8 protein-coding genes are annotated in these 12561 nt (G+C 45.6%); all 8 read left to right on the top strand.

The window, feature by feature from the left end; translation table 11 throughout:
• The first annotated feature begins 15 nt into the window (after window positions 1–15).
• The gene (locus tag WA381_RS08930) at window positions 16–1032 is read left to right on the top strand and encodes an aspartate-semialdehyde dehydrogenase (RefSeq protein ID WP_014979671.1); all 1017 of its coding nucleotides are present in this window, start codon (window positions 16–18) and stop codon (window positions 1030–1032) included.
• Window positions 1033–1529: 497 nt separating this feature from the next.
• Window positions 1530–6155 (top strand): FimV/HubP family polar landmark protein, encoded by a 4626-nt coding sequence (locus WA381_RS08925; RefSeq protein ID WP_156086577.1) that lies wholly within the window; start codon window positions 1530–1532, stop codon window positions 6153–6155.
• 204 nt (window positions 6156–6359) lie between these two features.
• Window positions 6360–7151, top strand: coding sequence for a tRNA pseudouridine(38-40) synthase TruA (truA, locus tag WA381_RS08920; RefSeq protein WP_014949946.1), 792 nt, complete (start codon window positions 6360–6362; stop codon window positions 7149–7151).
• Window positions 7152–7460: 309 nt separating this feature from the next.
• Window positions 7461–8306 (top strand): acetyl-CoA carboxylase, carboxyltransferase subunit beta, encoded by an 846-nt coding sequence (gene accD / locus WA381_RS08915; protein ID WP_014949945.1) that lies wholly within the window; start codon window positions 7461–7463, stop codon window positions 8304–8306.
• Complete coding sequence (folC, locus tag WA381_RS08910; protein ID WP_231506508.1) at window positions 8306–9706, top strand: bifunctional tetrahydrofolate synthase/dihydrofolate synthase; 1401 nt, start codon at window positions 8306–8308, stop codon at window positions 9704–9706. Before accD ends, folC begins: the two co-directional genes overlap by 1 nt.
• A complete protein-coding gene (locus WA381_RS08905; RefSeq protein WP_014949943.1) occupies window positions 9684–10304 on the top strand; it encodes an SPOR domain-containing protein in 621 nt (206 codons plus the stop codon). The genes folC and WA381_RS08905 overlap by 23 nt, the downstream gene beginning before the upstream one ends.
• A gap of 160 nt (window positions 10305–10464) precedes the next feature.
• The gene (locus WA381_RS08900; protein ID WP_014949942.1) at window positions 10465–10953 is read left to right on the top strand and encodes a CvpA family protein; all 489 of its coding nucleotides are present in this window, start codon (window positions 10465–10467) and stop codon (window positions 10951–10953) included.
• Between the two features lie 14 nt (window positions 10954–10967).
• Window positions 10968–12491 carry an amidophosphoribosyltransferase gene (gene purF, locus WA381_RS08895; RefSeq protein WP_014949941.1) on the top strand — a complete coding sequence of 508 codons (1524 nt, stop codon included), beginning with the start codon at window positions 10968–10970 and terminating at the stop codon, window positions 12489–12491.
• Window positions 12492–12561: the final 70 nt, after the last annotated feature.

Below are 12561 nucleotides of genomic sequence, written 5' to 3'. Positions count from 1 at the left end.
GGAGCATAAAGCATTATGTCGCAAGCGTTTGACGTAGCGGTACTTGGCGCCACAGGTTTAGTGGGCCAAACCATGATTGAACTATTAGAAGAGCGAGACTTTCCGGTAAACCGTTTGTATCCGCTTGCCAGTAAACGTTCAGCAGGTAGTACCGTGTCGTTTAAAGGCGAAGACATTGAAGTATTAGATGCTGATGATTTCGATTGGTCATTAGTGCAATTTGGCTTTTTCTCAGCTGGAGGCAGCATTTCTGCAAAATTTGCGCCGTTAGCGGCAGAGGAAGGCTGTATTGTTATCGACAATACTTCAGAGTTTCGTTACGAGCCAGATATCCCACTTGTGGTGCCAGAAGTTAACGCCCATGCACTGGCAGAGTTTCGCAATAGAAACATTATTGCGAACCCAAATTGCTCAACCATTCAAATGTTGGTTGCACTTAAACCTATTCAAGACGCTGTTGGTATTGACCGTATTAACGTGTGCACATACCAGTCAGTTTCTGGTGCAGGTAAAGAAGCCATGGAAGAACTGGCTAAACAAACCGCAGGTTTGCTAAACGCACGTGAAGTAAAGCCAGAGTCGTTTAGTCGCCAAATTGCCTTTAATGTCATACCTCAAATCGACGTATTCCAAGACAACGACTACACCAAAGAAGAAATGAAAATGCTGTGGGAAACCCAAAAAATCATGGGCGATCAAAGTATTTTGGTAAACGCGACGGCTGTGCGCGTGCCGGTTTTCTACGGACATGCTGAGGCCATTCACCTTGAAACGCGTTCGCCAATAGATGCGCAGCATGTTAAAGAGCTTTTAGCCGATGCGCCAGGCGTAACAGTTTACGACGGCAATGAGCAATTCCCAACGCAAGTAAGCAGTGCTAGCGGCAACGACATTGTGCATGTAGGGCGTATCAGGAATGATATTACTCACCCTTGTGGTTTAAATTTGTGGGTGGTGTCAGACAACATTCGCAAAGGTGCAGCGACAAACAGCATTCAAATTGCTGAGACACTTATTCGCGACTACTTATAAGTATTCTACAGAGACACAGCCTCTGATTAATCGGATAAGCACAGGAAAAGGTAAACATTTTTCTGTGCTTGCCGATACGCAATGAAAGGGCAATGCCTGTTGCAATGAAGCAGCACTGTTCAACGGGATAGAAAGACAGCACTCGAAGCTACTGAATGACGGTTTTTAGCGAAAATTTGAGCATTAGAGCGCTTCAATACTACTGTCTAACTAGATCACCCTTAATAACTGGTTTATAGTTTGTAAAGTTAGGAATAGAACAACGTTAAAAACAATACTCAGTCAGATACTTAGGCGAAGGGTAAGAACTCTATAAAGCGCAAATAAATCTTACTGCTAAGTTCAAAAAGACTGTAAAACGCTAGCTTGATTATTAATGGTTTCAAGGTGGCTTAAGAATAAAAATAAAAGCCAATATTTTCTTCCGTACTGATTGGCTAGAAAATCCGCCCATACGTCTCGGGTGGTAAAGACGCTTGAGGGCATATAGGACTGCTATGAAATTGCATTTGACGGGCTTACTTTTACTAACACTTTGTTTGTCTGGCCCTATCATCACTGTTGATGCACAAGAACGCGCTACCTTCTTAAAAGGTCCCAAAGACGCAACTGACCAGTATTCGGGCCTAGAATATGGCCCTATCGACGCCAACGATACTCTATGGCGTATTGCTGAGCGCTATCGCCAAAACAATAACCTGAGCGTATATCAGGTTATGACCGCCATTTACGAGCTCAATCCAAACGCATTTGAAAACGGCAATTTAAATTTATTAGTTGATGGTGCGGTATTAAAGCTACCATCAGAGCGCTATATTGCCAGAATTGATAAGCAAAAAGCCCAGATGCGCGCTGAGCAGGATGATAGAGCATTTGCTGAATTGCTTAATAAGCCCGGCAGTAGCGTAAGAAATATCAAGCCTGCATCGCCTTTAGTCAATCAACAAGACTTAACTCAAACCCAAACTGATATTGAGCAGAAAATCACTCGCTTGGATCAGGAGCAAACCCGACAATTCGACGAACTGCGTATGCAGTTTGCAGCCTCATTGGAAAATGTTGAAGCAATTCTTAACGAAAACAGACGCTTGTACGAGCGTGTTGAGGCCGTTAATGGCGAACTAGAAACCTTGCGTGGGCAAGTCGAAGGAGATGTTAAGAGCCAGCTAGATATGCAAGTGGCGCTTCAGCAAGAATTGCTCGACATGATCAAGGCCGAGCAAGCACAGCGCGAAGCAGAAAAGCAGTCTTCGTTTTTAAGCGCACTTACCAGCCCACTCAGTCTAATCATAGGCTCTGCAATTCTGTCACTATTGTTAGTTGGTGGTCTTATCATGTGGCTGCTAAAACGTAATAGTAAGCCTGACGAAGCGCCTGCGGCTGGACCTACGATTACAGCCGATAACGATGAAGTGCCGGTACCTGATTCTGACATTGGCGATCTTTCAAGTGCACTGGCCCCTGACTTTGATGATAAAGCAGAGTTGTCAGATGATGACTTGTTCAATGACGACGACCTACTTGATGACGTACTTACCTCAGATTTAGAAGAAAGCCTAGATGACGAACTAGAAACCTTCGCTGACCTTGAAGACGACATGTTGGTGCCAGACGATGGCAGTGATGACTTGTTTGAAGCTGGCGATGATGAGCTTGATCAAAGTGAACTAGATAGTCTGTTTGATGACGATGACCTGTCAGATAAAGTATTAAACGAAAACGACACTGACGACCTTGAAGGCTTCGACCTGTCAGGGGATGACGACATCTTTGATGAAGATTCTGCCGATGAAAGCGAGCCAAAGACGGAAGTTGCTGACGAGGCGGCCTCGACAGATGACGATGATTTTGACATTGATGACTTGCTTGATGATGTACAAAGCCAAGACGCGGCAGAACTTGAGAGTGATGAGCTAGATGAGTCGGGCGACATAGACCCTGACGACATACTGGCTGAGGTCAACGGTACCGCTGAATCTGACAATGTTGATGAAGACGATATCGACGCGTTGCTTGCCAGCTCGGTTGATGATTTATCTGACGCTGGCGAAGAAACAGAAAGTGTTTCTTCTTTGCCAACCGTAGAAGATGAGGACGATAAGCCTGAAATCAGTATTGACGATTTGCTAGAAGAGCACGGCGTTGATGCAGGTCTTACTGATGAGCTAGACAGCAATGACGACCTTATCAATGAGGATATGTTGAGCAAGCTCGACGACGAGATTAATCAGCAAAATAAAGAAATAGATAAAATCACCGACGATTTGTTAAATGAAATTGAGCAAATCGAAATGATGGGTGGCCTAGGTGAAGAAGATGACGAAGACGAGGATGATCTTGAGGAAGAAATAACAACTTCTTCGCCGTCGCCGCAGTCTATTCAGAGTCTTGATGCCATTACCGACGATTTAGACGAAATAGTCACCGACGAAATCGAAACTAACGCGGATTTCAGTGACCCTCTTTCCGATGAGCTTATTGCTGAGCTACAGGCGGAAGATGAGCTTGCTGAAGAGCCTTCAGCGGATCAAATGCCCTCAGCGGATCAACAGCCTTCAGCTGATGAAGAGCTCGATGAAAGCGCTTCTAGCGATTTACCTACTCAATCCGATGAGGAAGGTGATTTTGACGATCCGTTTACTGATGAACTACTTGCAGAGCTTGAAGCAGAGTTAGATGGCGAGCCTGAAGTTAGTCCTGAAGCTCACGAAGAAGACGTAGATCTTGAAACGCCTGAAGGCGATGAAGAAGATGCAAGCGAAGATGATTTTAGCGACCCGCTAACTGATGAGTTACTTGCTGAACTAGAAGCTGAAGAATCTAAAAGCAGTGAAGATGTAGATTTGCTGACAGACGAGCTACTTTCTGAGCTTGAGTCTGAAATAGAACCTGATGATGAAACAGATTCAGAGTTCGAACCTGAAGCTTTGAGCGAGTCAGAAGCAGAAGCTGAGCGAGAAGCTGACTTTGAAGATGAAGTAGAACTTGAGACGGAAGCCGAAGGTGAACCGCAGTCAGAACTAGAATCAGAGCTTGGCACTGAAGTAGAAGCAGAGCAAGACGCTGAGATTGAGCCTGAACTAGAAGCGGAATTTGAGTCTGAGCCGGAGCCGGAATCAGAGCTAGAATTTGAAGCTGAATCTGAATTCGAACAGGATTTCGATTCTGAAACAGAACTAGACCAAGAAGCAGAAGAAAAAGCTGAGCCTGAAGCCGCCTCGGAAGATGCAGTAGAGTTAGAGACGGAAGCCGAGGGTAAAACGGAGTCAGAACTAGATTCAGAGCCGGAGTTTGGCACTGAGGTAGAAGCAGAACAAGACGCTGATATTGAGCCTGAACTAGAAACGGAACTTGAGTCTGAACCAGCGACGGAGTCAGAGCTTGAATTTGAAGCTGAGCCTGAGCTTGAGCTTGAATCTGAATTGGAACAGGATATCGATTCTGAAACAGAACAAGACCAGGAACCAGAAGAAAAAGTTGAACCTGAACCTGAAGCCGACTTGGAAGATGAAGTAGAGCTAGAGGCGGAAGCCGAAGGCGAACCAGAGTCAGAACTAGATTCAGAGCTAGAGTTTGGCACTGAAGTAGATGCAGAACAAGACACTGAGATTGAGCCTGAATTAGAGGCGGAACTTGAATCTGAGCCAGAGCCAGAATCAGAGCTAGAATTCGAAGCTGAGCCTGAAGCCGACTCGGAAGATGAAGTAGAGCTAGAAACGGAAGCCGAGGCAGAACTACAGCCAGAAACAGACGTAGAGCCAGAGCTCGACGCTGTCGATGAAGACGCTGAAGAAAAGGCAGGGCAAACGTCAGACGATCCACTAGATGACGCTATTGAGGCGTTTGAAAGACAGATGATGGATGATATTCCTTCGTTCAGTCAGATGGATACGGAAGAGCCTTTAGCGGGAGAAGAGCCATCAGCGCAGGAAAAGCCCTCAGCGCCAACAAAGCCAGCGGAAGATGCTTCAGCAGAAGACAGTGATGAATACGACGACAGCCTGTTAAACGCTGCGTATGACGAAGTAGAAAGCTTTGAATTAGAGCAAGAAATTGACGGTGTAGTAGACGGTGAAGATGAAGGTGACGAAATATCATCAGAATCTAGTGCTGCTGAAGAATCGAGTTCACCTGAAGAAACTGATTTAAACCAAAGCGATTCAGATAAGAACAGCGAAGAAGACTTTAACGAACTTGACGATGTTCCTGGCCTTGACGACTGGCTGTCTGCTTCCGATTACGACGATCATGTAGACGACAACGAGATTCTTGACGATCTTGACAGTGCGGAATTCGATGAGCTTCTTCAAAGTCTTGAGTCAGACGCTATTGTTGATACAAGTGATGTCGACACCAGTGAAATTGAAAGTGATGACGACGGTCAGGATCCGGAAGCATCTTCAGCAGAGAGTGAAGAAACTTTCGAACTTGAGCAGGAAGATGATGAAGCCACATTCGAGTTAGAAGGGAGTGACGACAACTTTGGATTCGACGAAAGCGATGATACGTTTGAACTAGACGAAGAAGATGAAACCTTTGAGCTAGACGAAGATGGTGCTTTTGAGTCTGAGCAAGAAGACGACGAAGATACTTTCGCCCTTGTAGAAGATGATTCGGAACTTGCATTAGACGACCTTGAAATTCCAGATGATGTGGAATTGGATATTGCCACGCCAACTGAAATTGAAGAGGACGAACAAGAGGCTCAATCCGTTGAGACTGAAAAGGCTCAAGAGGATGATCTTAAACTCGATAACCCTGATTTAGATCTTGCCGCCTTACTTAGTGATGTCGATGGTGAAAGTGACGCGCAAACGCCACCAGAAGACTTCCTTGATGTAGAGGCTTTAATGGACGATGGCGATGATGCAGACGCTATTGACCCGGATAGCCAAGCGCTAGATCTTGATGTAAGTTTATCTGACTTCACAGGTGTATCTGATGAAGATACGGTGATTGATATAGATAAAGACGCAGGGCAGAACGCTAACCTGGACTTAGCTCGCGCTTATATTGAAATGGACGATGTGGACGCTGCAAAAGAGTTGCTTGAAGAAGTAATGAAAGAGGGTAGCGAAGAGCAAAAACAGGAAGCCGCATCGATTTTAGCGAATATTGCTTAAGTAGTTTGCTCTTATGCGCATAACCGCGCTCTCGTTTGAGATTTTGGACGGCCAGTATATTTACAAGATATACAGGCCGTTTTTGTTTTAGGTGATGTACATTTATTTTCTATGACCTAAAAGAGTTTTGCGTATTAGCGGCATTGCATGTTGCAAGCGACATGACTACACTTAGCGCCTTTTCAGAAACGGGGTAATACAGATATGGGGCGAATTGCCTTAGGGATTGAATACGACGGTGCTGCTGTATACGGATGGCAACGCCAGCGTGAAGTACCAAGTGTTCAGGAACATCTTGAAAAGGCACTATCGACAGTAGCCAACGAACCCATTGAAGTGCAATGCGCTGGACGTACCGATGCTGGTGTACATGCTACTGGGCAAGTGGTTCACTTTAACTGTGATGCACCACGCTCAGAGCGCGCTTGGACACTCGGCGTAAATGCGAATCTGCCTAACTCTGTTGCTGTTACCTGGGCAAAGAACGTCAGCGATGACTTCCATGCACGTTTTTCTGCTACCCATCGCCGCTATCGTTACGTTATTCATAATGCGAAAATGCGCCCAGCTATTCTCCATTCCGGTGTTACCCATATTCACCGCGAATTAGATGAGAAAAAAATGCATGTTGCCGCACAAGCCTTGCTAGGCGAGCAAGACTTTACCTCGTTCCGCGCAGCGCTTTGCCAAAGTAAAACGCCATTTCGAAACGTTACTGATGTAAGCGTATATCGCCAAGGGCGATACGTTATAATTGATATTCGCGCCAATGCTTTCTTGCATCATATGGTTCGCAATATCACGGGCGCGCTTGTTGAGATTGGGGCAGGGGAGCAAGACGTAAATTGGATAGCTCACTTGTTAAGCCTGAAAGACAGAAGTAAATCTGCAGCTACGGCGAAGCCAAATGGGTTGTACTTGGTCGACGTCACTTACCCTGACGAACATGGTTTACCTAAGCCGCCTTTAGGACCACTATTCCTTCCAGAAGCCTAATCTATCTACCTTCGCCTTTAAATTTTTCAATCTGAGTTAGCTGCACATCGGCTAGCAGTTAACTCAGGTTGTATTGAAGCGTGTATCTTCAAATCATCCCCTGCCAACTTCTAAGACCAGTTTTGTTTTTTCCATTTCGTTGTATTGTGGTCTAATAGCGCGCTATATTAGGTAGCTGTTCTATTGTGTTACGTATTTTTTCTTTGTAATACAGTATGAAACTTAAAAAATTAATGTGTTGTCGAGCACAAGTATGAACAAACATCAATCGTCATGGTCGGCAAACAAAAAACAAAGGATTCAATTTCCATGAGCTGGATTCAAAAAATTCTTCCTCGCACGCAAACATCAACCAAAGGTAACGTACCAGAGGGTATCTGGACGAAGTGTGGTTCATGCCAAGCAGTGCTGTATAAGAGCGAACTGGAAAAACTTCAGGAAGTTTGCCCTAAATGTGACCATCACATGCGTATTACGGCACGCCGCCGTATCGATGCGTTCCTAGATGATGGCGATCGCGTTGAGTTAGGTGCAGAGCACGAGCCACAAGACGTACTTAAATTCAAAGACTCTAAGCGCTATAAAGACCGTATCGTTGCTGCACAAAAGGCAACGAACGAGAAAGACGCGCTAGTGGTAATGCAGGGCAAGCTAAAAGGTATGCCGGTAGTGGTTGCGTGTTTTGAGTTTGCGTTTATGGGCGGCTCAATGGCATCGGTTGTAGGTGCTCGCTTCGTTGCTGCTGTTAATGCATGCTTAGAAAACGATATGCCGCTTATTTGCTTTAGTGCTAGTGGCGGTGCGCGTATGCAAGAAGCACTGATGTCGCTAATGCAAATGGCTAAAACATCTGCAGCGCTTGCTAAAATGAGTAAGAAAGGCCTGCCTTATATTAGTGTACTTACAGACCCTACAATGGGTGGTGTATCTGCAAGTTTGGCGATGCTTGGTGACGTAAACGTAGCCGAGCCAAAAGCGCTAATCGGCTTTGCGGGTCCTCGCGTAATCGAACAAACAGTAAGAGAAAAGCTGCCTGAAGGTTTCCAACGCAGTGAGTTCCTTGTTGAGAAAGGTGCAATTGATATGATTGTTGACCGCAGAGATATGCGTGATAGATTACACAGCCTGTTGGTTAAGTTGCATTATAAGAATTAGTGAATAACGAAAACAATCTAAATACTGGCTCAGCGCCACACGCAGAAAACGCTTCAGCGTCTTCATCTTCGCAAAAAAGCCTGAGCCAGTGGTTATCCTACCTAGAATCTATTCATCCTAGCGCCATCGATATGGGGCTAGACAGAGTGAAAGAAGTGGCCAATGCCATGGCACTTTCACTCAGCCAGTCTTTGGTTATTACTGTAGCAGGCACAAACGGTAAAGGCACAACGTGCCGCTTACTTGAGCAGGCCATGCTTTCGCAAGGCAAAAGTGTTGCGGTATACAGTTCACCCCATTTAACCGACTATCGTGAACGCGTGCGTTACAACGGCGAATTACCGCCTGCCGATGAATTTGTAAATGCATTTGAGTTTGTTGAAAGCGCGCGAAAAGACACGGGTGGCGAACCTATTACTCTAACTTACTTTGAGTTCGGTACACTGGCTGCCATGAAAATGATGCAGTCATGGGCTGTTGATGTGGTCATTCTTGAAGTAGGCCTAGGCGGACGTTTGGATGCCACCAACATTATTGATCCCAATCTGGCTGTTATTACGACTATCGATCTTGACCATCAAGATTGGCTTGGTAATACCCGCGAAAAAATTGCTCGGGAAAAAGCGGGCATTATGCGCAAAAGCGGCAATGCAGTAGTTGGTGAGCTGTTTCCTCCATCATCGCTTTACGATGTGGCTAACGAGCTACAAGCTAACGTACGTTGGGCTACACAAGATTTCGAAACAGTGGTAGCAAGTGATTACAGTGAGTGGAGCTGGAAAGGGAAGAGCAATAGTTATACGTCGCTACCTTATCCTAAAATTCCACTTCAAAATGCGAGTACAGCGTTGGCCGCGCTGGAGCTACTAGATTTGCTGCCCGAAGAAAGCGTGGTAAGAGATATTATTGAGAACACCACCATGCCGGGGCGCCAGCAGACTATCAGTGATTCCCCGTTAGTAGTTGTAGACGTTGCCCATAATCCACAAGCGACGACAGCTATGCAAGATTGGCTAAACCGTTACGATGTAAGCCAAATGCGCGTTGTGGTGGGCATGCTAAAAGATAAGTCTATTGCAGAGACCTTAGCGCCACTGGCGACACTTAATGCCAAGTGGTACGTAGCGTCAACGAGTGGTCCTCGGGGCTGCAAGGCAGAAGTACTTGAAAATGCACTTGTTAATGCCGGCACAACCATAGAGAATATAGACACGTTTCAGGACGTGACCTCGGCATATCAGCGCGCGCTTGCAGATTATCAAACTGGTGAACTTATTCTCGTTTTTGGTTCTTTTGTTACCGTAGCAGACGTGCTTGCTGAGCAAAACTTACACGCGCCTTGTAGAGTAAAACCGTGTATTCAAGCAGGAGAGCACAGTGACATCGGCATTAAAGAATAGACTGGTGGGGACAATTATTGTTGTCGCCCTAGCGGTAATCTTTTTACCAGACTTTCTTGATGGCAAAAAGCAAACAAACAGAGAACCTTTTGTCTCTGTACCTGCTAATCCGCCTAAAAAGCCCATCGTAGAGCCAGAATCTTTTCCATCAGAGCGCGTGGCGAAAGCTGCGGTGCCAGCGGTTGAAATTCAAGATGAAACGGCATTAGATGATGATCTGGATTCTTCTGGCGCAGGGGAAAGTGGTCGTGCAGGTGAAGCCACTACCGCAAAAGCGCCAGCGGTGAAAACCTTTGAAGAAGAGGACAATTTAGCAAGCCAAACGGTGGTTAATACAAAAAGTGCCGCAGACGATGACGCTGGTTGGGTTATTCAACTTGGTAGCTTCCGCCACGAGAAAAACGTAAAAGCGCTGTTAGCTAAGCTAGAAAAGGCTGGATATCGTGCGTTTAGTCGCAAAATTCAGACCAGTTCTGGCCCGCTTAATAAAGTTTTCGTTGGCCCGGATTTAGACAAGAAGAAACTGGAATCGGCACTACCTCACTTAAAGGAACTCACGAGTCTTAAAGGTAAGGTCACTACGTTCAAAGTTGAATAGTGCGCATTGTTCCTGGTGCTAGTCGAATTAAGCACGGACAGAGCAACAGGGATTGGTATTACAGACTAGTAATATTTTTATCTTCTGTTAGAATGCGCGCCATCTCGCCAAAGGCTCGTTGCTTTACGATAAAAAGCAACATCAACGCAATAAAGAGACGATGAACTGGGTAGACTTTTCCATACTGGGTATCATTGCGGTATCTACCTTAATAAGCCTGATCAGAGGGTTTGTTAAAGAAGCCATCTCGTTAGTGGTATGGTTTGCTGCACTCTTTATTTCAAGCAATTTCTACGCTGACCTCGCCGTTTACTTCACAGCCATTGACGATCCTTACTTAAAAAACGGTGCTGCAATTGCAGCATTGTTTGTCACCACGCTCATTCTTGGCGGCATGATCAATTACGTGATTAGCCAATTGGTTCAGGCAACAGGGCTGTCTGGAACAGATAGGGCCCTCGGTATAGTTTTTGGCGCACTGCGTGGCGTGCTTATAGTTAGCGCATTGCTCTTTTTTATGGATACCTTTACTGGTGCAGCTTCCTCAGATTGGTGGCAAGCATCGGTACTCATTCCAGAGTTTGGTGTCATCATTGAGTGGTTTTTCAGCTATGTGAAAGACTCCTCCAGTTTCTTAAATCCCGCTTGAAATAGGTAACGCACATGTGTGGTATAGTCGGAATAGTTGGTAAAACGCCCGTAGCTCAGTCACTGTACGACGGTCTAACGGTTATTCAACACCGTGGACAGGATGCCGCAGGCATAATGACTATCGACCAAAATATGTTTAATTTGCGTAAGGCAAATGGTTTGGTTCGAGATGTTTTCCATACGCGTCATATGAAGAGGCTGTCTGGCAACATGGGTATTGGCCATGTTCGCTATCCTACCGCGGGTACATCAAGCTCTGCAGAGGCGCAACCGTTTTATGTGAACTCGCCGTTTGGTATTGCCTTTGCTCATAACGGCAACCTTACCAACGCTCATGAGCTACAGGAAGAAGTATTCCGCATTGCACGCCGCCACATCAACACCACCTCAGATTCAGAATTATTGCTTAACATTCTTGCGCATGAACTGCAGCAGGTAGCAGGTTTAAGCGTAAGTGCCGAACACATTTTTGAAGTGGTAACGAAAGTTCATAAGAAAATTCGTGGTGCCTACGCAGTTGTTGCGGCCATCATCGGCCAAGGTATTGTAGCGTTTCGCGACCCGCACGGTATTCGTCCTCTAGCACTCGGTAAGCGTATGAGCGAGCTGGGTGAGGAATGGATGGTGGCATCTGAAAGCGTGGCGCTTGATGCTGTTGGCTTCCAGTTTGTACGCGATGTAATGCCAGGTGAAGCGGTATTCATTACCGAAGAGGGTCAACTGCACACCAGACAGTGCGCCGAGAATCCAGTAACCTCTCCGTGTATCTTTGAGTTTGTTTACTTTGCTCGCCCAGATAGCTTTATAGATGGCATTTCAGTTTATGCATCGCGTGTAAACATGGGCCGTAAGCTAGGTGAAAAAATTAAGCGCGAATGGGCAGATCTGGATATCGACGTGGTTATTCCTATTCCTGAAACGTCGATGGATGTGGCGCTTCAAATCGCGAACACACTGGATTTGCCATATCGCCAAGGCTTCGTTAAAAACCGCTACATTGGTCGTACTTTCATTATGCCTGGCCAAACCATGCGTAAAAAATCAGTACGCCGTAAGCTAAACGCAATCTCATCTGAGTTCAAAGGTAAGAGTGTACTACTTGTCGATGACTCTATCGTGCGCGGTACTACATCAGGTCAAATCATTGAGATGGCGCGTGAGTCAGGTGCGAAGAAAGTATACTTTGCGTCAGCTGCTCCAGAAATTCGTTTCCCAAATGTGTATGGTATTGATATGCCATCGGCAAACGAACTGATTGCTTATGGTCGTGAAATCGATCAAATTGCAGAGCTTATCCAAGCAGATGGCCTTATCTTCCAAGACATTTCTGACTTAGTGGATGCCGTTCGCGAAGAGAACGAGACCATTCAGCGTTTTGAAACGTCTGTTTTTGATGGTAACTATATTACTGCGGATATCGACCAAGAGTACCTTGAGAGAATTGATATGTCGCGCGGTGAAGCGTCAAGAAAAGCGCCAGTGGTGCAAGCAGAGCTTAGCAACCTTGATGTGCATAATATTGATGCTGCTGATTAATGTAAGACGCTCTTTGATATAACAAAAAGCCGCTTTTTAAAGCGGCTTTTTTAATGCTTTATTTCAATGA

Source organism: Alteromonas sp. CH_MED4-4 (assembly GCF_037029575.1).
GTDB classification, from domain to species: domain Bacteria; phylum Pseudomonadota; class Gammaproteobacteria; order Enterobacterales; family Alteromonadaceae; genus Alteromonas; species Alteromonas macleodii.
The sequence above is the reverse complement of the archived record's forward strand: the minus strand, read 5'-3'. Positions and strand labels throughout refer to the sequence as shown.